Source organism: Streptomyces sp. NPDC054794, assembly GCF_053611585.1.
The window spans coordinates 1-23,494 of sequence record NZ_JBSHAQ010000014.1 but is presented as its reverse complement, the minus strand read 5'-3'; the positions used below and the strand labels follow the sequence as shown (position 1 = coordinate 23,494).

The 23,494-nt window shown below is 73.0% G+C and carries 14 protein-coding genes and 1 pseudogene; all 15 read right to left on the bottom strand.

What is annotated here, in order from left to right; all coding sequences use genetic code 11:
• Positions 1-31 precede the first annotated feature (31 nt).
• Positions 32-2,209, bottom strand: coding sequence for a hypothetical protein (locus ACWGKT_RS16780; RefSeq protein WP_453274220.1), 2,178 nt, complete (start codon positions 2,207-2,209; stop codon positions 32-34).
• Positions 2,209-6,075, bottom strand: a complete 3,867-nt coding sequence (locus ACWGKT_RS16775) for a putative baseplate assembly protein (RefSeq protein ID WP_453274219.1) — start codon at positions 6,073-6,075, stop codon at positions 2,209-2,211. Before ACWGKT_RS16775 ends, ACWGKT_RS16780 begins: the two co-directional genes overlap by 1 nt.
• On the bottom strand, positions 6,072-9,170 hold the full coding sequence (locus tag ACWGKT_RS16770) for a putative baseplate assembly protein (protein WP_453274218.1): 3,099 nt from the start codon (positions 9,168-9,170) through the stop codon (positions 6,072-6,074). Before ACWGKT_RS16770 ends, ACWGKT_RS16775 begins: the two co-directional genes overlap by 4 nt.
• Complete coding sequence (locus ACWGKT_RS16765; RefSeq protein WP_356150130.1) at positions 9,167-9,553, bottom strand: GPW/gp25 family protein; 387 nt, start codon at positions 9,551-9,553, stop codon at positions 9,167-9,169. The genes ACWGKT_RS16770 and ACWGKT_RS16765 overlap by 4 nt, the downstream gene beginning before the upstream one ends.
• Positions 9,550-9,885 carry a hypothetical protein gene (locus tag ACWGKT_RS16760; RefSeq protein WP_453274217.1) on the bottom strand — a complete coding sequence of 112 codons (336 nt, stop codon included), beginning with the start codon at positions 9,883-9,885 and terminating at the stop codon, positions 9,550-9,552. Before ACWGKT_RS16760 ends, ACWGKT_RS16765 begins: the two co-directional genes overlap by 4 nt.
• Before the next feature lie 16 nt (positions 9,886-9,901).
• On the bottom strand, positions 9,902-10,438 hold the full coding sequence (locus ACWGKT_RS16755) for a phage baseplate assembly protein V (protein ID WP_356150126.1): 537 nt from the start codon (positions 10,436-10,438) through the stop codon (positions 9,902-9,904).
• A gap of 33 nt (positions 10,439-10,471) precedes the next feature.
• Positions 10,472-11,611 (bottom strand): hypothetical protein, encoded by a 1,140-nt coding sequence (locus ACWGKT_RS16750; RefSeq protein ID WP_453274216.1) that lies wholly within the window; start codon positions 11,609-11,611, stop codon positions 10,472-10,474.
• On the bottom strand, positions 11,604-11,975 hold the full coding sequence (locus ACWGKT_RS16745) for a hypothetical protein (protein WP_453274329.1): 372 nt from the start codon (positions 11,973-11,975) through the stop codon (positions 11,604-11,606). Before ACWGKT_RS16745 ends, ACWGKT_RS16750 begins: the two co-directional genes overlap by 8 nt.
• A gap of 11 nt (positions 11,976-11,986) precedes the next feature.
• Positions 11,987-12,673, bottom strand: coding sequence for a hypothetical protein (locus tag ACWGKT_RS16740; protein WP_453274215.1), 687 nt, complete (start codon positions 12,671-12,673; stop codon positions 11,987-11,989).
• Entirely contained in the window at positions 12,670-13,446 is a 777-nt protein-coding gene (locus ACWGKT_RS16735) for a hypothetical protein (protein WP_453274214.1), read from the bottom strand. Before ACWGKT_RS16735 ends, ACWGKT_RS16740 begins: the two co-directional genes overlap by 4 nt.
• Positions 13,447-13,489: 43 nt before the next feature.
• The gene (locus ACWGKT_RS16730) at positions 13,490-19,831 is read right to left on the bottom strand and encodes an eCIS core domain-containing protein (protein ID WP_453274213.1); all 6,342 of its coding nucleotides are present in this window, start codon (positions 19,829-19,831) and stop codon (positions 13,490-13,492) included.
• Entirely contained in the window at positions 19,828-20,112 is a 285-nt protein-coding gene (locus tag ACWGKT_RS16725; RefSeq protein WP_453274212.1) for a hypothetical protein, read from the bottom strand. The genes ACWGKT_RS16730 and ACWGKT_RS16725 overlap by 4 nt, the downstream gene beginning before the upstream one ends.
• Positions 20,103-22,172 carry an ATP-binding protein gene (locus tag ACWGKT_RS16720; protein WP_453274211.1) on the bottom strand — a complete coding sequence of 690 codons (2,070 nt, stop codon included), beginning with the start codon at positions 22,170-22,172 and terminating at the stop codon, positions 20,103-20,105. Before ACWGKT_RS16720 ends, ACWGKT_RS16725 begins: the two co-directional genes overlap by 10 nt.
• 34 nt (positions 22,173-22,206) lie before the next feature.
• Positions 22,207-23,205 (bottom strand): Pvc16 family protein, encoded by a 999-nt coding sequence (locus ACWGKT_RS16715; protein ID WP_453274210.1) that lies wholly within the window; start codon positions 23,203-23,205, stop codon positions 22,207-22,209.
• Positions 23,206-23,266: 61 nt separating this feature from the next.
• Positions 23,267-23,494 (bottom strand): annotated as a pseudogene (locus ACWGKT_RS16710) (hypothetical protein); the annotation flags it as partial.

The window sequence follows — 23,494 nt, the reverse complement described above, 5'->3', positions numbered from 1 at the left end:
GAAAGTTCAGGTCGGGCGTAGGAGGTGCGGCTCACGTCACGAAGAAGATCCCGGCGTCCGCGCCGGCGGGCGTGTACTCGGCGAGCCGGGCCCGCAGGCCGTCCTCGCGCTGCGGCCGGTACAGATCGTGGAAGGCGCCCAGTTCGGCGCCGTCGTCCGCGCCGCGCCGGATCTCCTCGGCGCACCGGTCCGCCAACTGCCCGTACCAGGGCGTGCCGTAGCGCTCGGAGGCGAACAACGGCCGTACGCGCGCGGCCTGTTCGGGGCCCACCAGGTCGGGCTGGCAGCGGAACCTGCGCGGGGTGCGCGAGCCGGGCGGGACGTAGGAGTGGCGCAGGCAGCCGATGCCGCGCCGGGCCACGTGGAGCCTGCCGGTGAAGATCGAGTTCTCGGCGATCCGCACCGCGTGCGTGCGCACTTCGCCGATGACGGTGGTGCGGTGCAGATGGAGCACGGCGTGGGCGTGGCGGCAGTCGGGGGCGGAGAGGGCCTCGCGGTCGCTGCCGGTGGCGTCCAGGACGCTGTCGCGCAGGTGGATGTCGAGGGGGTCCTCGGATACCTCGTCGCCGATGACCTCGACGGTGCCGAGGACGCTGTGCTCGATCTGGAGGCAGGCGGTGGTGCGTTCCAGGACGATGCTGGGCTCGTCCGGCGAGTGCGGTGCGCACTCGGGTTCCAGCGACCAGCCGGGCACGAGCGTGCTGTGCCGGACGACGACGGCGCCCATGGGGCCGGTGACGTTGATGCCGCGCCCGGCGACGAGCAGCCCGTCGAGGACGACGCGCGGCCGCTCGTGCGCGGCGCAGTCGTCGTTCACCGCGCGGATGTTGAGCGCGTCGGGGCGGTTGCTGTACCAGTCGAGCAGGCGGATCACCGGCCGGGTGCCCTCGGCCGCCCGGAGTTCGAGGCGGTCGCCGGGGTCGAGGTCGAAGTCCAGCTGCTCCTGGTAGGCGCCGCTGTGCGTGATCTCGATGATGCCGGTGCGCTCCGGGCTCCCCTCGTCCTGCCAGGCCCGGTACGCGTCCATGATCCGCTGGTACGGCTGTCCGGGGCCGACCCGGTAGAAGTCGGCGTCCGGCCGCGGCTCGCGGTCGGGTCGCTCGTACTCGCCGCCGCCCATGTCGGCGCCGAAGGCGTGGTGGTAGTCCGCCCACACGCCCTGCCGGGGCGCCGAGCGGGAGCCGAACGCGATCCGGCCGAGCTCCGGATCGACGGCGACCTGTCCGCGCTTGGGGCGGTAGCGCCAGTCCGACAGGTCGGCGACCACGATGTCGGACGGCGGTACGGGCCGGTCCTCGCCGTCGCGCCGGATGACGAGGCTCTTGCCGGGGCCGTAGTAGTCGGCGAGCCGGTCGTGCAGCAGCCGGCGGGTGATGAACGCCGGGACGTTGTCGACGGCGGCGATGTGCGCGGGCGACGGCTCCGGGACCGGCTTGGTGACCAGCGGGGTGTCGTTGCCCAGGATGGAGAAGGTGTAGAGGTTGCGCGCGCGGTCGATGCAGTAGGCCGGCGACGAGGTGAGCGAGTAGGACTTCAGCCGCCACACGAACAGGCCCACTCCGGCGGGCGTCCAACCGCCCTGCCTCCGCGTCGAGTCGGCCCGCCGTACGTCGACCGTCCGGGCGGTCCGCTCGAACGGACCGCCCGCGAGGGCGAGCGCGGAGCCGTCCCGCAGGTCGAGCAGGTGCCCGCGGTCCCCGCGCCGGCCGGTGCCGTACAGCTTCACCGGCTGCGTATGGGCCACCAGGCGCGACAGTTCGACGGCACGGGCGGGCCACTCGGCGACCTGTTCGGCGAGCTCCTCCAGAAGGTGGAGGGTGCCCTTGCGGCGGCGGTGGGCGACGGTCGCGGCCACGTCGCGGCGCGGTGCGACGGCCTCGGCGAGCGCGTCCCGGCCGCCGTCGTGCAGGCCGGTGGTGAGGACCCGCTCGTAGCCCGGCAGGGTGCGGTAGCCGACGAGGTCGCCGAGGTACGGCAGCACCCAGGGGGCCGCGGTCTCCACGAACAGGTCCTCGTAGCCCTGCTGGACGCCGTCGCGGACCCGGTCGATCTGCTCGGCGAGCACGGCGAGCAGGGCACGCAGCGGTTCGCCCTCCTCGGCGTCGCGCAGCAGGTGCCAGCGGGGCAGCAGCTCGGCGAGCCCGTCGGGCTCCCGGGGTGTCACCGGGGCCGGTGTCTCCAACTCGACGTCCGCCGAATGCGCGGCCATCACTTGACCTCCGTCAGAATCAGGGTGTCCGCGGCCCGCGCCGACAGCATGGCGAGCCGGGCCGGGCGGATGCCGCGGAAGACGAACACCGTCCGGCCCTTCTTCAGGCGCCGGGTGTCGGTGATGTCGGGGTTGAGGCGCAGGAGTTCGGCGAGCGGGACGCCGTGCCGGGCGCAGACGGACGACAGCGTCTCGCCGTCCCGGGCGCGCACCGTGTGGGTCATCTCCTCGTACGTCGCCGGGTGCGCAGGTACCGACGCCCGGGGGGTGCCGGGGTCGGCGAGCAGGGCGGTGAGCTGCTCCGCGGTGGCGGAGGCGGGCACGCCGGTGAACACGTCGACGTCCACGTAGTCCACGCCCGGCACGGAGTGCGCGGTGGCGAGGACCTCGGAGAGCCGCGCGGGCTTCGCCAACTCCCGTCCCTCGTACCCGAGTCGGCGCAGCAGCGCCTGCCGCAGCCGGGGTTCGACGAACTCCCAGGCGTGGTCCGGGGCGAGTTTCACCTTGGCGGCGATCAGCAGCAGGACGAGTTCCCGCGCGTCCACCCGGACCGGCAGGTTCGGGTCGCCGTACTCGGTCAGCGCGCCGCACAGCGGCCGGAGGTTGTCCTCGGACAGCGGCACGTCGTCGGTGCCGGCGACCGTCACGTGCAGCACGCGCCGCCGCCCGTCGAAGAGTTCGCGGGCCGCGGCCCGGCCGATGCCGGCGCGGGAGCGGGCGAAGTCCTCGTAGTCGGCCGGGGAGACCAGCCGGTCCAGGGCGGAGACGGCGAGCGGGATCGTCCGGCGAGTGAGGCCGGGCCCGTCCGCGTCCGCGCCGCCCGTCGCCGGGCGCGGGTTGGTGACCGCGCTGACGCCGAGCGGGCGGGTGAGGGGCTGGGTGATCCGGTCGGCGGGCACGTTCGCGGCCCGGCCGGTGCCGAAGCGGTAGCGGGCGCGCACGTTCTCGTGGCCGCTGGACAGCCGGGCGCCGTGCACGCCGTCGCCGAAGGTGACGGTGGTGCGGCCGTCGGAGGCGGTGCCGGTGATGTACACGCGCTCGGTCGGAGCGCGGCCGGCGAGGCTGTCGACCTCGTGCCACAGGACGCCGTCGACGCGGATCTCCAGGACGGGTGTGGCGCCCAGGGGGTTGTCGGCGGCGAGCCAGGTCAGCGGGGACTGCCAGAGCGCGAAGGTCTGGTTGACGCGGCCGGAGTCGCCGCTGCCGATGGCCTCCTCGCGGCTCTCGCCGTGGGTGGCCTCGACGACGTTGCCGAGGATCCGGACGCTCGCGCGCCGGTAGCGGTGGACGAGGTCGGTGGTGAGGGTGAGCCGGGTGTGCACGTGGTCGCCCGGGAGCCGGGGATCGACGGCCGGGTCGGCGGCGGCGATCACGACCACCTCGGTCCCGGTGACGCCGGCCGTGCCCGGGATGTCGGCGCGTTCCCCGCTCACGATGAGGGTGCGGCCGGGTCGCAACCCGTCGTACAGCTCGGCGAGTTCGATCTCGTTGCCGTGCACGTCCTCACCGAGCGGCTCGTCGGCCGGGCGCAGCGGCTCCCCCGCCGCGTACACGGTGGTGTCGCGGATGTGGGAGAGCAGGACGTCGAACTCGTCCAGCCAGGGGTCGGCGAGGGTGAGTTCGGTGCCGCGGCCGGTGATGCCGTAGTTGGAGTAGGCGGCCGTGCGCGCGGCCACCACCTGCGTGGTGACGAAGGCGAGACGGGCGTCCCCGGGGATCCCGCCCTGGGCGCCCTTGGCCGGGCGCCGGATGGCCACCCAGCTGCCGACGGTGATGCCCTCGTGCGCGGTGTCCAGTTGGAGGACGCGGCGGTTGACGGGCTCCGGCTTGCTGGCGATCACGATCTCGACGTTGGGCTCGGTGCTGCCCACCGTGTACTTCAGGCTCACCTCGTGGTCGCCGTGGGTGAACTGCTCGCTGCCGCCGGGCCGCAGGGAGATCTCCTGGGCCGTGCCGTTGTGGACGCCGATGTGGACCAGGCCGTCGTCGTCCGGGCGGGACACGAACAGGGTGCGCTCGGGCAGTCCGGAGTGGAGGCGGGCGGTGACGCCGGGTTCCTCGGCCGCGGCCGGGCGGCGGTTGAGCCGGCTCAGCTCGCGGTCCTGGGCGGCGCTGGTCGACAGGTCGACCTGCCCCGGGCCCAGGGGGAACGTGATCTGCTGCGCGACGGGGAGGTTCTCGGCGCGCTGGTCGCTGCTGCTGCCCTCGACGTACTGGAACTCGGCGCGGACCGGGACCTTGCCCGCCGGGTCGTACACCACGCGCATGCTCGCCAGCACCGCGCCGGTCAGCGGCCAGTCGGCGGTGCGGATGACCCGGCCGCGCTCGTCCTGGACCGGCTTCAGCGGGGCCGTGGCACCGAAGGGAGCCGCGGTGACCCGCATCGCGAGCAGGTCGCGCAGGAGCCGCGGGGCGCCGGGGGCGGGGGCCGTGCGCCAGGCCGGGTAGAGGCCGCCCAGGCCCGGGTCGAGCGCCCCGAGGAGGCGGGCGGTGTCGGTGCCGGGGCGCTGGGCGCGGTGGCCGGTGCGCGCGGCGGGGGCGGAGCCGCGCAGGGCCGGGAGCACGGTGCTCAGGGCCTGGAGGGCGGCCCGGTGGGGGTCCGTCTCCTGGGGCTGGTGGCCGGTGCCGTGGGCTTCGCTCCGGGCCTTCGCCGGGGCGACGGCCTGGGCGGACCGTGCGGCCTGGGCGGACGGTGCGGTCCCGGCGACCTGCGCTGCCTCGGCCTGCTGAGCGGAGCCGGCGGACGGTCCGATCTCGGCGGGCTGCGCCGGTGCCAACTCCAGGGCCCGCTCGGCCAGTTCCGCCAGCACCGCCTCCAGCTGCTCGAACCAGGCCGCCACGTCGTCGTACGGCTCGGCCAGGACCTCCGCCTCGGTGAGGCGGGCCACCGGTTCGGCGAGGCGGGCCGCGAGGCGCTCCGGGGTCCGGATGCCGTCCAGGTCGGCCCGCAGCGGGGCCAGGACCTGGTCGTCGAAGTCCTCGATCAGCCGGCTGACCGGGCGCGGGTTGGGCACCTCGGGGGTCGGGGGCTCCTCGCCCGGCTCGCCCGGGGCCGCCGGCTCCGCGGTCCACCGCCGCGCCTCGTCGACCAGCTCCTTGAGCGTGGGCGGGGCCGACTTGGGCAGGGAGATCGCGGTGATGTCGTCGTCCCGGTCGATCCGGACGCCCGCGACGGGCAGCAACCTCCGCTCCCCTCCCGCCTGTTCGCCGAAGACGAAGAGCAACTGGTCGCCGGTCCGCAGGGAGTTCGCCGTGCCCTCGACGAACAGGGCGGAGCGGCGGTCGAGGTCCTCGGGCGTGATGAGGGACGGGCGGCGGCGCCGTACCTTCAGCTCGTTCCAGTCCCAGCGGGCGGTGAGGTCCCGGGCGGTCTCGAAGGTCAGCGACTGCTCGTCGGCGGAGGCGGGCACGCTGTGGCTGCGCGCCCCGCGCGGGACGAGGACGGGCAGGGCCTCGGCGCGCGGGTCGCGTTCGAGGGTGTACGCGAGATGGGTGGTCGCGGCGACGCCGGGCCGCGGCCGGTGTCCGACGAGCCGGCCGAGCAGCACCAGCGAGCGGTGCTCGACGGCGGTGCGCAGATAGGCCTCGTCGGCGATGCGCTCGGAGTGGAAGGTGAGCAGGTCCCCGAGGACGGCGGTGGCGTCGAGCAGGCCGATCGCCGGGTCGTCGGGGGTGCGCACGGTCAGCCCGTCGAGGGCCGGGTAGGCGGGCGAGGCGAGCCGGTCGAGGAGCGCGGCGAGGAAGGAGCCGTACTCGCCGACGCGGTAGTCGAGGGCGGTGCGGCCAGGAGGGTTGTGCGGCGGGGCGGGCGCGAGGCGCTCGTCGTGGCCGCCGCACGCGCCGCCGCAGGAGCACGCCGGGGTCATCGGGCACCTCCCAGGGTAATCTCCAGCCGTCCGTTCTCCGGCCGGTCCGGGTCGTTGTCGCAGGTGGCGATCTCCAGCGGGCCGAGCCGCAGCACTCCGTCCTCCCTCTCTCCTCGGTCCTCCTCGTACAGCCGGCGCAGCCGGGTGACCTGGACGCTCTCCACTCCGGGGACGGCCGCCGCGGCGGCGACCAGCCGGCTGAGCCGGACCGGTTCGCCGAAGGTCAGCGCGTCCGGGTGGAAGAAGCCGAGCCGACCGCCCGGCAGCCGTCCGCTGCCGAGGACGCGGTACAACTCGGCCAGGATCTGCCCGAGCTGATGTCCGGGCGCCGCACACACGCCGAGCGCGATGTCCAGCGGCACCGGCCGGGCGGGTCCGACCACCAGGTCGTGGCCGATGCGCCGGTAGGCCTCCAGCGCCTGGGCCACCGAGACGAGCAGTTCCTCGGTGGGAGCGCCGGCGCCGAGGGCGTCGACGGCGATGTGCGCCTCCTGGACGCTGCCGGTCCAGCGCAGCTCGGCGGCGGCCCGCTGGACTCCGGGCAGCGCGGAGGCGAGGGCCGCGTAGTCCTCGGCGGTGACCGCGCGCAGTCGGGTGCGGCGCAGGTCGAGCGGCGCCAACTGGCGCACCTGCTCGATGGGTTCGGGTTCGGTGCCGCCCGTGGCGGGCAGCGGATTGCGGACCGTGGCGACCGGTGTCTCGCAGCCCGGCTCGACGACCAGGTGGTTGATGGCCTCCGCGCCGACGTTGCCGGTGGCGCCGCCGCCGAGCCGGTGGCGTACGGACATGCGGGCCCCCGGCGTCGGCTTCGCGCCGTGGCGTCCGTCGCCGAAGCGCAGGGCGAGACGGCCGTCGTCCTCCAGTTCACCGACGAAGTGCCGGTCGCGGGTGCCGCTGTGGAACAGGTCGCGGCGCGGCTCCCAGACCAGGTCCGCGTCGTGCAGGCGTACGGCGGGCAGCGCCCCGCGCGGGTCCTGGACGAGGGCGCCGGTCGCCGAGCCGCGCAGGACCGGCTCGTCGGGGTGGAGTCCGGCGGCGTACACGGGTCCCCAACTGTTCGCGATCTCCCAGGCGATGTGGCCGTCGAGAACGGTTCCGGCACGGGCTCGCGCGGCGAGGATGTCGACACGGCGCAGCTTGGCGTCGAGCAACTCATCCGTGCGGTGGAGGAGTTCACGCAGGGCGCGGACCGGGTGGCTGCGCAGCTCCAGCCGTTCCAGCACCTTCAGGCCGTAGATCAGGGCGAGTTCGGTGATCTCCTCCTCGCCGAGTCCGTCGCGGTCACGGGCGCTGCGCCACAGCTCGACGAGCCGCTGCCGGACCCGGCCCGGGACGGCGGCGATCCGCTCGGCCTGCCCGGCGGCGACGGTGGCGGGGTCGGGGAACGGCACGGCCTGGGTCACCGGGGCGCGGCCGAGGACCGGGCGGAACCGGGGGGCGATGCCCGGGTACACGGACTGCGCGAGCAGGGTCCGCAGGGCGGCGGCCTGCGCATAGGCCGTACCGGGCACCACCCGCTCGTGCCGCTGTCCGGCCCGTTCCAGGCCGATTCCGGCGCGTACGGTGGCCCGCTCCCCCACGACGTCGAACAGCTCGCGGACGTCGTCGGGGGTCAGGGCCTCGCCGCGCTCCGTCCCGTCCGTGAGGGACGTGATGAGCCGGGCGGGCGCGTTGCCCTCCGTACGGTCGTGGCAGCCGAAGTCCGGCCGATCGCAGGGGGCCACGACCGCCGGCACCGGCGGCACGGTGACCGTCTCGTGCGGCCCGGAGCGGCCGTGGTCGACGAGGACGGCGTTGCCGCGGGCGAGGGTGACGTCATCGACGGGCAGGCAGTCGCGTCCGCCGCGCGCGGTCAGGCAGAACGGGAGGCGCAGGGCGTCCTCGGCGGCCCAGGTGACCTCCAGGACGGGCTGGTCCTCGATCCGGTCCAGGCCGGGGGTGACGGAGGTCAGGCGTACGGCCTGCCGGTGGGCGGGGTCGGCGTCGCCAGGGGTGCCGGTGCGCGGGCCCTTCACCTCCTCCAGGACCAGGACGTCGCCCGGCGACAGGTCCAGTCGGCGTTCCCGGCAGGTCTCCGGGTCCACCCACTCGTCGCGCAGGGTGGCCGCCGTGGCCCCCTGGGGCAGGGCGCAGACCTCGCCGCCCCAGGTCCACAGCCGGATCGCGTTGTGCGCGACCCGCAGCCGCAACGGCTCGGCGGCGACGACCGGTTCGAAGACCTCCACCGCGCCGCGCTCGTCGAGGTCGCCGAGGTCGTTCTCGTCGATGACGGTGCCGGGCTCGGGCCGGTCGTGCGGGTCGAGGACGCGCACGTCGACGGAGGCGAAGCGGTACGTGCCCGGGGCCAGGGTGTGGTCGCCGGCCGTCTCGACGGTCACGTACGCGCGGGCGTTGCAGCCGTCGTGCATCGTGTAGTCGATGAGCCGGACGTGCCGCCGGACGGAGACCCGGCGGCGGGTGGTGTCCAGGTAGGCCTCGGTGGCGACCGCGTCCTGCTGGTAGCTGATCTGGTCACCGGTGTGGGCGAGGAGTTCGACCAGGGTGACGCCGAGGTCGGCGGGGTTGCGCTCGACCCAGTCGGGGGTGGTGAGCGCCAGCCGGTCCAGGAGCAGTTTGCGGATGGTGTCGTAGTCGCGGGCGGTGTAGTCGATGACCGGGGCGGCCGGGAAGAGCGGGGTCTCCCCGTCGCCGTCCGCGCAGTCGAAGGGCGTGGGGCAGTCGGGCCGGAAGGCGAACGACGCGCTGTGGTAGCGCTGGTCGAAGCCGCGGAACGGCTCGGTGCCGGGCCGCCCGTACGGGTCGGTCTCGACGAGCGAGAGTCGGTAGCGGGAGGTGTCGCCGGCCCGGTCGAGGGTGACGTAGAGCCGGTCGTCGAGCTCCGGGTCCTCCTCGCGTTCGACGCTGACGTCGACCGCGGTGATGCCGGTGATGCGCCGACCGCCGTCGATGCGGACGTTCTCGGGGCCCAGGCCGTGCGGGGCCTTGCCGAGGAAGGTGACGGTGAGCAGCAGCCCGTCGTCGCTCACCTCGACGGCGTCGACACCGCCCAGCTGCGCGGCCCGCACCTTGGCCCGGCGGGTGGTTCCCACGGTCATGCCGCCCTCCCCTCGAAGACGTCCTCGCGGACGGTGCCGGTGGCGCGCACGACGTACGACAGATGCACGCGTACGACGTCGTCGCCGCTCTCGATGTCGAGGGCCACGACCTCGACGAGGTCGCCGAGCCAGCGCTGGAGCGAGGCCTGGACGGAGAGTTCGAGGGTGCTGACCAGTTCCGGGCTGCTCGGGGCGAAGACCAGGTCGAGCAGTCCGCAGCCGAAGTCGGGGCGCATCACGCGCTCGCCCGGGCTGGTGAACAGCAGTTGCTCGATCAGGTCGTGGACGTGCTCGGCGGGGTGGGCGTGCGCGGTGCGGCCCCGGCGGTCGGGGTGGAAGGGGAACGCGATGTCGGTGCGGGTGCGGTGACGCGTCGGCCTCATCGGACGGTGACCTTTCGCTGCGCGGCCTGGACGACGGGTGGCCCCTGCGGGACGAGGGCCGCGCTGACGCACTGGGCGGCCGAGGTGTCGAGCAGCACGGCCGCGCCGTCGACCGTCACGCCGGTGTGCGCGGCGGTCCAGCGCACCGAGACGCACGGCGAGGGCACGCCGGCGACGGTGTGCGGGCAGCCGGTGACGACATGGGCGTGGTCGGCCGTGGCGACGGCGGCGCCCGCGATCCGCAGGCCGCCGGAGGGCGTGATGGCCGGCGCGACACGGCCGCCGTGCGGGCAGCCGATGAGGGCGCTCGCGTCCAACAGACTTCCGGACAAGTTCTTCCCCCGTTTGTTATCGCTTGGAGAGGACGGTCAACTGGCCCTCGTTGATGGTCACTTCGCGACCGCGCAGCACGATCTCGGCGCCGGCACCGGTGGCGATGACCACGGCTTCCTTGGTGATGCGGATGTAGGCGCCGCCCTGGGCCTGCAGGAGGATCCCCTGTTCGGCACCGGCGGTGTCGTTGAGCACGATCTTGTGGGCCCCCGGGGTCTGCACGACGACCGGCTTGCTCGCCGCGTTCGCCTGGAGTTCGCGGCGCGCGTCGGGCGGCAGTTCGTCGGCGGCGCCGTACCAACACCCGGTCCACACCGGGAAGCTGGGATCCCCCTGCTCGAACTCCACCCACACGCCCGCGCCGGGCGGCGGCACCACGAACTGACCCGCCTGGGGCCCGGTGAACGGCAGGCAGGGCAGCGCCCAGGTGGACGGCTCGTCGCCGAGGACGTCCGGGACCTCGACGGTGATACGGCCGATCCGCAGCGGGTCGTCGTTGCTGACGACCCGGCCGCGGAACTTGCCGAGGTAGCGATTGCTGGGTGCCGCCATGGTGGGAGTGCTCCTGGTCGGTGGGTCGAGGTCTTACGGACGGACGTAGTCGCTGCGCGCTTCCAGGCCCTCTCGGGAGAGGGTGAAGTTCTGCTGGAACGAGCCCGGGCGCAGGTTGTGGGTGACGGACTTGACGTAGTAGTCGCCGTCGTAGGCCCGCCCCGCGCCGCGTACGCCGACCAGTCGGCGGGGCTGCAGGATGTAGCCGTGCCGGTTGACGTCGAGCGAGCCGGAGCCGGACACGACGTCGGCGGAGACGGCAGCGCGGGCCAGGAGTTCGGCCTCGGCCTGCTCCCGCTGCTGCTTGGCGGTGCCGGGGAGCGTCTTGCGCTTGAGGGCCGGGGTGGGCCGCCGGCCGAGGGGCGGGCGCAGGGGGCTGATCGGCGGCTGGGGCAGCAGGGTCGACTGGCGGGTCCCCGGGTCCTGCCACCGGGCCTGCGGTTCCTCTCTGGCCGTACCGTCGTAGGCGAAGGTCAGCTGGTCGACGGTGGAGTCCGCGTCCATGTTGACGTTGAGCGCGTGCTGCCTGAGGCCCAGCCGGACCTCCGGGCCCCAACGGGCTGCGGACTGGCCGGGGTTGGGGCCGGGCTCCAGATAGAAGGTGTAGCCGTTGGCCCGCGCCAGTTCGGTGACGTACTGCAGGTCGGTGCCGGTCTGGTAGTGCACGCGGAGGTCCTGGTGCGGGGGTTGGGACACCTGCTCCGTGTAGACGTCCGGCCGGATGCCGTAGTCCGAGTAGCGGCGCAGGATGGCGAGGACGCGCTCGGACGGCGGCAGGTTGGGGTAGCGGGCGGTGCGCTCCTCCAGGTCCATCAGCAGGGTCAGGTCCTCGCCCGTGAGGGTGAGGGTGGAGTGGCCCGGTATGTTGCTGGCACCGACCTCCTGCCGCACGATCAGGCCGTCGAACAGCACCTCGGGGGTGCCACGGACGCTGACGGTGAGGATGACGCGCGTCTTCGGATCGAAGAACCCCTCCGGCAGCAGCCGCTGGTTGATCAGCCCGGTCTTGGTGAGGTCGAAGGCGAACTGGAAGCCGCTGCGCTCCCCCGCGGTCGCGGTGATCTGGGCGGACAGCAGCGCCTCGACGACCTCGGCCGGGACCGGGCGGGCCAGGGTGGGACCCATGAGGAGCTGGATGTGGACGGGGCCCTGCCCCACGGGCTGTTCAGACACGCCGCTCTCCGCGCGGGAACCCGCCGGCGAGCGGAATGCCGATGACACGCCCGGCCTCGTCCGTCAACTCCCGTGGATCGAGGATGGGGTTGGCGTCGGCGATCCGCCACCACTGTCCGGGATCGCCGAGGAAGCGCTGCGCGAGCAGGTCGGGCCGCTCTCCGGTGCCGACGACGTGCGCCTCGGTGTCCTCGGTGTCCTCGGTGAGCGGCGGCAGCAACCGCCGCTTGGTGTACCGCACTTCGGTCCCGTCCGCGCACCGGTGCACGCCGATCTCGGCGTCGTGGTAGCGGCTGGTGCGCGGGTAGGGGTGGGCTCCGGGTACGGAGTCCAGCGCACTCTCGTAAGGCTCGGTGTCCGCCATGGCGTGTTCGTTCATCCCCTTCCGGTCACGAGTCCGACGCCGCCCAGACCGAGGGCGCCCAGGCTGCCGCCGCGCGCTGCGGCCGCGAGCCGCTCCTTCTGTGCCAGGTGCGCCATGTACAGGTCGGCACCGCGATGCCCGGCCGGCAGGTCACTCACGGTCAGGATCTTCATCCCGATGCCGAGCGAGGCCCGGATCGGATTGAGATCGACGTCGAAGGCGGACTCGTTGACGGACAGTTCGGTGAGCCGGACGGGCATGACCCGCTTGCTCCCCCAGGTGAACAGCGTCAACGGCATCTCGATCGGGCTGATCTCGATGGCCCCCTGCTGCGAGAGCCGCGTCGCCGCCCGCAGTTGCGCGGTGGTCGGCTGCACGAGCATTTCGAGGGTGGCGAGCTGCGGGTGGATCCCGTCGGGCGCGGCGATCTCCAGCTGATCGGTGGCGTCGATCTCGGCGGTGAACTTCCAGGTCTCCTGCGCCGGCCCCTTCAACCGCAGCGCCTCGTTCCGATCCCCGTTCCCCGCCCCACCACCGGCACCGTCCCCACCGTCCCCCGCGGACTGCGGCGCGATGCTCCGCTCCAGGGTGTCCGGGTTGAACTGCAGCACGATGATGCGCTGGGGGGTGCCGTGGTCGGGGTCGACGACGACTATGCCGGAGCGGATGGGTTTGGGGATGTCTGCGTAGCGGGTCATGCGTCCCCCTCCAGATCGTCGAGTTCGGCCAGTACGTCGCGCACGTCGGAGGCCGGATACGGCGCGTCCTCGGGCCAGGAGGCCGCCTTTTCCTCGACGAGGCGACGGTGGGCCGCCAGGTCGAGGCGAGCGAGTGCGCGCACGGCGGTCGCCTGCAGTTCGAGATCGTCCAGTTCGGCGGCCCGCAAGAGGTCGGTGACGGCATGCGGGGACCGGGACAGGGCCTGGAGTGCCTCAAGGCGTTCGTCAGCGTCTCTGGCTTCGTCGAACACCGCTCGGCTCAGCACAGCCACCAGCCTTTCGTTCGTGCCGGTGGACTGCTGGAGGATCCTTCCCGCCGCCCTGAACGCGGCGGATTCGGCGTCGAAGTTCGGCGGGGCGTCGAGGGCGCCGGCGATGATCTCGGCGTCCTCCTGCTCCGCTTGGTTGATCATGATCAGAAGGGCGCTCGCCCAGTCCGCTCCGGCCATCGCCGCACCGGTTGCAGATCCCGGTGCGGGGCCCTGGCGAAGGATCTTTCGAGCGCACCGGCGAACCTCTTCGCGGTATTCCTTGAGCACGCTTCCGAAGCCGTGCCTCTCCCTGGTGATCGCATAGTGGTAGTGGTCGAGGGCGATTCCCGTCGCGGCCAGATTCCCGCTGCGCAGGAGAGTGACGAAGCCTCGCAGAGCGGCCTCCTCACCCGACGGGTCTTCCAGCTCGGCCCGAGCGGCGTCGAGCGTGCTGTCGGCCAGGGTCACCCCGTGCCAGTGGTAGGTGTCGAAACGGCTCACGTCTGCCCTCCTTTCCTTGGGTGCTGTCTCCACGAAGCCGGTGTCAGGGCTTCGTAAGCATCTTGATGGCGCCCTGCGGGATGATTCCCCTGATCAGGACTTCCTGAGTTCGTATGACGTCCCGCAGGGCCTGCTGCAGGACCGCGGTGCCCGGGGAATCCAACTTCCATTCGCGTTGGCCGACCGCGGTGGTGAGATCGAAGATGTTCTGCGGGTTGATATAGGAGAGGTCGATCCGGGCCATTCCATGGAACTTCTGCCCCTTGGCGGTGCTCCACGCTTCGCCCTTCGGGTCCTTGATGCCCTGGCTCTCCAGCTTCGTCGTGGAGATGAACTGTGACGCTTCCGTACCCGTCACGTGCTCCCAGGCCTCGTTGGATGCCCGCTTCTGCGGCGGCAGCATGTTGCCCCTGTCGTCCCGGTAGCCGCGCGGAATCATGCCCTGATTGTTCCGGTGAGTCACTCGGTCTTCGGCCGCGATGTTCCGTGTGACGTATCGGGGGACGAACTGGTTCTTCTTGTCGCGGACGAACTGAGCGCCGTTCACGTCCTTGTAGATGGGCTGCGCCTTGCCCATCTCGACTGCCTCGTAGAGGTTGGACTCACGGAACATGCCCACGGGCTTGATGGCGGCGCCCGGGTGATGCAACGAGAGCAGCCAGTAGGACGGCATCTGCTCCCACTGCAACTGCCCTCGGTTGATGCCCCTCATGTGGTCCGCGACTTCACCGCAGAGGCTCATGACGTCCCCGATGGAGGCGTTCTCGTCCAGGCCGTGCAGTCGCGCCCGGACCTCCCTGCGGAATGCCGCGACGTTCGGGTCGTCCTCCTTCTTCTCCTTGTCCTTCTTGTTGGACTTCCGGTGCCGGTCCTCCACGTCGAAGGTGTCGAAATAGGCGGTCTCCTCCTCCCACTCGCCCGGGACTACCGGTGCGCTGGGATTCAGGGCGGCGGTGATGCGGAAATGGGGTCGGCCTGCCGAGCTCAGACCGGTCAGGCGGTACCAGGTCTTCAGGCCCTGGAGCATGGCGTAATACACCGGGCCTTGGATTCCCCGCTTCAGCGGGGGCGTGATGATCCGCCTGATGCGGGCGACGATCTGACGGAGCCGAGTGTCCTTGGACTCCTTCGACCTTTCCTTCCGCCTGCGTTCGTCGTGCCGCCTCTTGTGCTCCTGACGCCGCCGTTTCTCGTCCCTCAACCGGTCGCGCTTCTTCTTGAACAGATCGCGCAGCTTGGACGCGCCGTTCTTGAGAGCCTTGCCCGGTTTGGCGTTCGTCAGCTTCCTGCCAAGGGTCCGCGCCGCGTTGCGGACCTTCGTCAGGGCGGACTTGACGGCCCCCTTGGCCTTGCTGAGGGCCCTGCCCGCCGCGGACTTGGGCTTTCGCGGTTTGGCCGGCTTGGGCGCCTCGATCTCCTTGTTCTTCTTGGCCGGGGGTGCCGACTTCGACTCCTTCGGCTTCCTCGCGGATTCCTCGGACGTTCGGTCCTTCGCCGGAGTGGACGGCGCGTCCTTCGGCCGCGCCGCCTCCGGGTCCGGCTTCGCCGGTGACTTCGGCGTCGCGTGGTCCTTCGCCTTCGGCGGCGACTTGGGGTCGGGGGTCGGCCGCCCCTTCGGGTGGTCGGGGCGTGCCGGTTCGCCCAGGCTGTCGTGGGCGTTGCGCAAGGCGCCGCGGGCCTTGTTGACGGCCTCGCCGGCTGCCTTGCGCGCGCCGCGGCCCGTCTTCTTCAGGCCCTCGGTGATCTTCTGGGCCACGCCCTTGAGGCGCTTGCCGACGCCCTTGGCTGCGGAGGAGAGGCGGGCCAGGAGCATGTTGGTGATGAGGTCGAGGAGCGCGACGACGCCCGCCGCGACCGCCTCGGCGAACAGGCAGGCCGCGGGGCCCGCCTTGACCGCCTTCAGGTAGGCCCAGAACTTCGAGAACGCGGAGAGGATGGAGCTGAGGCTCTGCCAGGCCGCCATCAGGCCCTGGACGATGGTGAGGATCGCGCCGGCCGCCGGGACCAGCATCGAGACGACCTTCTCGATGACCAGCGTGGCGATCATCATCGGCAGGGAGGCGATGATCGCGTCCCAGGCCATCTTGCCCATCTGCTTGATGGACACGCAGCCCTTGACGAGGACGTCGATGATGGCCTTGCCGAGGCCCAGGATGCCCTCGACCTTGGTGTCGAACCACTGCTTCACGGCGACCTTGATGGCGCCCCAGAGGTGGTCGGTGATGCCCGTCTTCGCCGAGCTGCCCGCCTTGGACAGCCAGCCACCCGGGTCCGGCGCGATGTCGGCGACGAGCGCGGCGAACTTGCCGAGCGCCTCGATCGCCGCCTGCGCGAACTTGATCGCGCTGAGGATCATGGACTGGAAGGCCTGGATGACGGACTTGAGGCCGGCTTCGAGGACGTCGAGGAGTTTGTTGAGGCCGGCCGCCAGGGCGTCGAGAAGGGCGTTGACCCCCTTCTTGAGGTCGTCCGCCAGCCGGTTGACCGTGGCGATGGCCCGGTCGCGCATCCCTTCGATGGCGTTGCGGAACTTGTCCCGTAGCTCCGGGAACGCGGCGAGCAGCACGTCCCCGATCGCGATCAGCGCGTCGGCGAGCGCGTTGATCGCGTTGACCGCCAGGTCGCGGACGAAGTCGATCGCCTTGTTGGCCCAGTCCTTGAAGGTGTCGATGATGCCGTTGACGGCCTTGCGGGCGGCGTCGAAGATCGCGGTGACCGCTTCGAGGAGGGCGTTGAAGAAGCTCTTGACCTTGTCGGCGATCCAGCCGAAGAACCCGCCGGAGGGCTTCTTCTCCTCCTTCTTCTTCCGGGCCTCCTTCTCCGACTTCTCCCGCTCGGCGTCGATCTTCTGGTTGTCCTGGTCCTTGCGGCCCTCGATCTCCTTGTCCTTGTCGTCGCGGGCCTTGACGATCTCCTTGTTCTTGGTGGTGTGTTCCTTCTCGGACTTGGTGTCCGCGTCCTCGATCCTGCTGTCCTGCTCGGTCCGCCACTGCTCGCGCTGCTGCTGGACCTCGTCGGCCACCCGGCCGCGTTCCCCGGTCTGCTGCTGGGTGTTGCGGTCGACCTCACGGTCGATCTCGGCCTGCTTGTCCCGCTTGGCCTGCTGCTCCCCCTGCTGCTGTTCCTTCTCCTTGGCGGTCAGGTCCCCCTGGGCCCGGCCCGCCGCGGCGTCGATCTCGGTGCCCTTCTCCTGCTTGGCCACCGCGCCCACGCCGGCCTTGGGCGCCGTACCGGCCTGCAGTTGCGCACCCTTGCCGCCCCTGCCGACGGCCGCCTTGCCGACCAGCCGCTCCCGGGGCGCGTCGGGGAAGACCTGGTCCTCGCCCATCGGCTTGGCCGCGTCCTCGCGGCCGGTGCGGTGGATGTCGTTCTGCTTGTCCTTGAGAGCCTTGGCCTGGTCGTCGGTGCGCTTGGGGTCGCTGGCGCCCTCCAGGCGGATCTTGGGCGCGGGTCCGACCGTCTTGTTCCGCAGCGCCGGGTCGACGGTCGGTACGGAGTCGGCCGCGGCCTCGACGCTCTTGGCCTCGTCGGCGTTGAGTTCGGCCGCGACCGGCGGGGGCGGCGGGGCGACGTTGTCGGTGGGGTTCTGTCCCTGCGCCTTGTCGCTGCCCTTGGCCTGCTGCTTGTCGCCCTGCTCCTCGGGGCCGAGCTTCTCGACGCTGCCGGTGACCTGGTCCGCGGGCGGGGCGGCCTCGGGCGGCGCCGAACGCGTCTGGGGCGCCCCGGACGGACGTTCCCGGGTCGGCGGGGCGGCGGCGAGCCGCTGCTGCTCCTGGCCCACCTTCTTGTCCACGGCACGGCCGACGCCGGGCATGGCGGCGGCGGCCTGGTCGGGCGCGAGCCTGCTGACCGTCTGGACGGCGGCCTTGGGGTCCTGACCGGAGACGTCCGGCGGCTCCTCCTGCTTCTCCTTCTCCTCGGCGGCCGCGCCACCGCCACCGCCACAACTCCCCTGCGCGCCGTCGTCCTTCTCGGGCGCGGGTTCCGGCGGCGCGCAGCCGCCGCCGTCCTTCTCCAGGGAGGCCTCCGGCTGGGGCTGCGCTCCTTCGGGCGCGCCCAGCCTGCCGGGGTTGTCGGTCTGTTCGGCGGCCGGGCTGACCGCCGCCTGCGCTGCCGACGGTGCCGCGCCGGGTCCGGCACCGGTCGTCGGACCGACCCGCTCGCTCTCCCCGACCCGGCCGCCGCGCGGTGCGGCGCCCGGCCCGCTCTCCTTGGGTACGGCACTCTTGGCGGCCGGTGCCTCCCGCTGCGGCCTGGGCGGCTCGGCGTCCCGGCGCACGGCGGGCGAGGGGTTGCGGTCCTCGACGGCCGTGCTCGGGGCCGACGCGCCCGCGGGACGTACGGCATCGGCGGTGGTCGACGCGGGAAGCGCGGCTTCCGAGCGCACCCCGGGGCGCTCCGGCGAGCGCTCTTCCTGCCGGATACGGTCCTGCTGCTCCTGGCGGGTGTCGGCGGAGTCCTGCTCGTCCCCCTGCGCCGAGGCCGGTTCGGGTTCCGGCTCCTGGCTCTCCTTGTCGGCGGTTCCCGGGTCCGGTCCGACCTCCTGATCGGTGGGCTTGTCCGGTTGCAGGTCCTGCTCGTCGCGCTCCCCGGCCCGGGCCACGGGCCCGCCCTCGGGCTGGGGTGCCTCGCCCTCGACGGGTCCCTCGTCCTGTCCGGGCGCCTTCGCGTCGGGGCTCGCGACGTCCTCGTCCTGAGCCTGCTCCTGCTTCTCCCGTTCCTGTTCGATGCGTTCGGCCCGGGTCGGGGGCGGGGTGGGAAACGTGAGGACGGTGGGCTCGGCCGCACCGGGAGCGAGCCCCTGCGCGGTCGGTACGGCGGACAGGTCGAGGTCCGTCTCGGGCAGATGGTCCTCGGGCTTGATCACGGCCGCCTGGGCGCCGCCCCCGGGTGTGCCCTCCTCCTCGTGCCCGTCGACCTCGCCGTCCGCGCCGGCCTCCAGGCCCAGCGGACGCTCCTCCTCGCGGGGCCGCTCCTCGTCCTCGTCCTTCTCGTTGAGGCCGTGTTCGGACAGCGCGCTGTCCGGCTGTTCGGCGCGCTCGTCGACCTTCTCGGGACGTACGGGCCCGGGCTGGCCCTTGGCCTTCGGGTCGAGTTGCTCCCGCTTGGCGCCGGCTGGGGGCTGGGTCGCCTGGTCCTGGCGCCGCCGCTTGTCCGAGCCGGGTGCGTTCGCCTGTTCCGGGTCCTGCTCCTCCCGGTCCCGCTGAGCCTTGCGTTCCTCCTTGGCCTGTTCGGTGCCGTCCCGCTGACCCTGGGCACGCTGGTCGGAGGCCTCGTCGACGTGGGCCCGGTCGGCGGACTGCCGGTCGTCCTCCTGCTGCTGTTCCTCCCGGGCCTGCCGGCGGGACTGTTCGCGCGCGTCCTCCTGCTCGGTGCGCCGCGCGGCGTCCTGGTCCTCCGTGGCGGCGTCCGAGCGGGCCCGGCTGCGGTCGCTGCCGTACTTCTCGTCGCGGTCCCGTGCGTCGCGCCGCTCCTCGCGGGCGTCGGCGGCCTTCTTGTCCTGCGTGTCCCGGTCGCCGTCCTGCTTCAGCTGCCAGTGGACGCGTTCGACGCCCAGGAGTTCGAACAGGTCGGGCTCGGCCTGCGGTGTCCGGGTGGGCTGCAACTCCGGGGCGCGCTCGGTGGCCTGCTCCGCGAGTTCCAGCAGCCGGTCGAACTCGGGGGTGAGCAGGCGGTCTTCGAGCCGGTCGAGTACGGAGTCCTGCAACTGCGGTGACATGCGGGCGAGTTGCATCCGCACGCGGCCGGAGAGGTCGGCGGGGTCGCCGCGCAGCGAGCGCAGCACTCCGCCCGCGAGCCGGTCCACGAGGCTCGCCGGATCGACGGCCTCGGTCCGCATCCGGTCCGCGTCGACGGTCGCGTACCGCAGCCAGCCCGGGGTGGCCTGTCCCTCCTCCACCTCCGGGGCGGACGGTTCGCGCTCCGGTCGTACGAGGTCACGCGCGGCCGTCTCGGCCTCCCGCTCGATCGTCTGCTGCGGCAGGCTGACCGCGCCCGGCTCGCGTCCGGCGCGCAGGGCGCCGAGGCCGTGCGGGTTCTGGACGGTGTGCAGCAGTTCGTGGGCGAGCAGGCGGCGGCCTTCGTCGGTGCCGGGCTTGAAGGCGCCCTCGCGGAAGAGGATGTCCTGGCCGACGGCGACCGCGTCCGCCCCGAGCAGCTCCGTCAGCTGTGCGGCGTCGCGGCCGGTGTGCAGCCGTACGCGGCCGAGGTCGTGCCCGAGCTGCTCCTCCAACTCACGGCGCACGCCGGGGTCGAGCGGCTGACCGGCGCCGCTGACGATGCTCTTCGGTTCCGGGGCACGGGACTTGGCGGCCCGCTCCTTGCGCTTGCGCCGGCGCTGTTCGGCGGCCTGCTCCGAACTGGCCTGCTGCGCCTGTGAGGTCACGGGGTCACCTCCCCGTGGCCGCTGAGTCCCCGGTGCACCGCGCGGGCCAGCTCCTGGCCGAGCCGTCTCGCGGACAGCCCGGCGGGCAGCGGGGGAAGCCCGGCCAGCGCGTCGACCGTCACGGTGCCGTTCGCCGCCAGGGGGACGCCCCGCTCCCGGACCAGCCGGGACAACTCGCTCTCGAACGCCGCCGAGACCCGGACCGGGTCCACCCGGAAGCCGTCCAGGACGATTTCGCCGATCTCCACGCGGACGGCGGCCGGCCGCCTGCTCACACCCATCCGCGGACCTCCGAGGGCGTCAACGAGCGCTCCAGCTTGAGGTACTCGGTGCGGGCGGCCGCGAGCATGTGCCGCATCTGCAGCCGGTCACCCTCCTCGGCGGCCAGGAACGCCCCGGACAGGGCGATGTTGCGGATCGAGCCGCCCGCCACGGCGAGCCGGGCGAGCAGATCGCAGTCGATGTCCTTGACGGGGGCCTGCGGCGGCAGCACGCGTCGCCAGATCTCGGCGCGTTCGTGCTCGGCCGGGAAGGGGAAGTCGACGACGAAGCGGATGCGCCGCAGGAAGGCGGTGTCCAGGGCCTGCTTCATGTTGGTGGTGAGGATGGCCAGGCCCCGGTAGGCCTCCATCCGCATGAGCAGATAGCTGACTTCGAGGTTGGCGTACCGGTCGTGGCTGTCCTTGACCTCGCTGCGCTTGCCGAAGAGGGCGTCCGCCTCGTCGAACAGGAGCAGCGCGCCGCCGCGTTCGGCGGCGTCGAAGACCCGGCGGAGGTTCTTCTCGGTCTCGCCGATGTACTTGCTGACGACCTGGGAGAGGTCGACCACGAACAGGTCGAGGCCCAGTTCCTTGGCCATGACCTCGGCGGCCAGTGTCTTGCCGGTGCCGGAGCCGCCCGCGAACAGGGCGGTGACGCCGAGGCCGCGGCGCAGGGTCGCGGCGAAGCCCCATTCCTGGTGGACGGTGGCACGTTGCCGCACGTGCGCGACGATCTCCCGCAGTACGGCCGTCTGCCGCTCGTGCAGCACCAGGTCGCCCCAGCCGGCCTGCGGCTCGATCCGGCGGCCCAGCTCGTCCATGCCGATCCGGGCCTCGTCGAGACCGGTCCGCCAGGCGAGCCCCGCGGCGTCGAGTTCGTCCTCGTACGGCAGCCGGCGGCCCACGGTGGCCGCCACGGACCCCACGACGTGCGGCGGCAACTGGAACTGCGCGACCAGTGACCGGAGTTCACCCTCCTCCAGGTCGGCGACCTCCTCGAAAGCACCCGCCCACAGGGCGAGTTGCTCCTCGTCGTCGAGCCGGGGCACGGCCACCCGGACGCCGCGCGGGCGCTCGGTGCGCAGCGGGTCCTCGCTCGACACGACGACCGGTACGGCGGCACCGGTCAGGAACGCCTCGACCGCCGCCCGCTGATCACGGTCCAGCTCGCCCACCTCCACCAGGAGCGCGGCGGGCAGCAGGATCGCCTCCCGCTGCCACAGCCGGGCCAGCCGGTCGCGCTCGACGGGATCGGTCGGAATGTCCTCGGCGTTCATCGCGTACAGCCCGAGCCCCGACCGGGCGGCGGCCGCGGCGGCGAGGTCGGCGCGGCTGCGCAGGTCACCGCCGGTCACCTCGACGAGCAGCGGTGCGCCGGGCTGGTGGCCGCCCTCCGTCCAGCCCTCGGCGAGCCGGCTCGCGGCGAGGTCGTACGACGGTGGCAGCGCGTCCGGCGCCGGGGCGCGGCGCGCCTGGCCGTGCAGCCGGGCGTCCAGGTGGGGCGAGCCCAGCAGGAAGTGCAGGATGCGCTCGTCCAGCCGGAGCCGGGAGGTGGTCAGCCGTGTCTCGTCCTCCAGCTCGACGATCCGCCAGCGCCTGAGCGGCGCCACGGGCGTGAGCGCGCTCCAGTGCGGTCCGTCCAGCGCGGCCAGGGCGAGCGAGAAGGTGGGGTGCGCCCGCCCCGGATCTCCGGCGGCCGCGGCACACCGGGTACCGGCCGTGGGCTCCAACTCGTAGGCGGCGGTGAGCAGTACGAGGTCCCGCTCGAAGGGGGTGAGCCCGAAGCAGGCGACGAGGGCGTCGAGCAGGGCGGGGGCCGGGGCGGCGGGCACGACGGCGTTCCCGCGCGCGGCAGCGGCACGACGCCGGGCACGAGCACTGGCGCCGGCACCGGCGTCCGGAACGTCCCCTTCGGCACCGGCACCGGCACCGGCACCCGCACCCGCACCGGCTGCCGCGTCCGACGCGGTGGTGGCGCGCTCCGCGTGGGTGTCGACGCATGCCAGGACGCGGCGGATCTCAGCGGTCAGCGCCGCGCTGCCGTCGCCCGCGTCCGCGGTGCTCGACTCGTGTGTCCCCATGTGCTCACCTGCCCCCGTCGACCCCAACGTCGCCTCAGTTCTCCGTGCCCTCGTCGCCGCCCGCGCCCGTTCCGGAGCCCGGGTCCGTGGGCTCGGCGGGCGGCGCGCTCTTGGTCGTCCGCGCCGTCTTGGCGGTCTTCGCCGCCTTCGTGGCGGCCTTGACCGGCGGTACCGCCACCTTGCGCGGACGCGTCGGCGTCTTCGCCGCGGTCCTGGCCACGGCCTTCGCGGGCGCCTTCGCGGCCTTCCCGGCAGCGGACTCCCCGGCACCGGGCCCGGCATCGGGCCGCACGGCAGTCGGCCCCCCGCCGGCGTCGGTCCTCCCGGCGTCGCCGGTCCCGGCCTCCGGCCCGTCCGCGTCGTCCGCCCCGCCCGACGGCTCGTCGGCACGCGGCGCGGGCCCCGCAGGCACCGGCGCGCCGGGCGCACCGAACGGCAGCACCCGGACCTCGGACCGCTCCACCCGCTTCGCCGGGACGGGCGTCTCGTGGCCGTCGATGAAGACGAGGGAGGCCTGGTAGACCACCGACAGCGCGTACGGGGTCTGGTAGAGCATCCCCCACAGCTTCGACGTCTCGTCGACGTCCATCACCAACGGCGTGAACCGCACCCGCTGCGCCGCCTCCGCGAGATTGCTCCCCGCCAAGTAGGGGCGCTCACCGGCGAGTTCGATGACGTCCTGGGGCAGGATCGGCGTCTCGTGCAGGGTGCGCACCACGGAGCCGATGAGCCGCTGCCCGACCAGCTCGGTCTCGTCGCCGTACGCGCTGATCACGTACTGCAGGTCGAGCGCGGCACTGGCCCGGCGCACCAGCGTGCCGTCGGACGCGCGCGTCGGCAGGTCGTTGTTGCGCTGCGAGGTGTTGGGCGTGATCTGGTACAGGAAGACGGAGATGGTGGGGTCCGTCGGCGGCTCGGCCGGCGGCTTGCGCGGCTCCACCTTGACGCCCATGTCGATCTCCGGCCGCAGGTGGGACTCGATCAGCAGGGCGAGGGCCTGGCTGACATGGGCGATGGCGAGTGCGTTGCTCATGACGTCAGTTCCTCGGTTCCTCTCGTGTTGCCGGTCCTGCCGCTGTCACTGCCGGTGCGGCTCACTCGCGCCCCCGGGACAAGTAGTCCGCCAGGCTCACGGCCGCCCCCGGCCGCTCGGGGCGCCGCGCCGGCTGCCCGGTCCCGGTGTCCGGTCGGCCTGCCCTCACTTCCAGGCGCCCGATCTGCACCTGCACCACCTGTTCGAGTGTCCGCGTCGGCCGTCGGGCGGCGGCCGGCCGTACGGTGTCGCGGGCCGCCGTCGTGTCCGCGGCGGTGGGGCGCGGTGC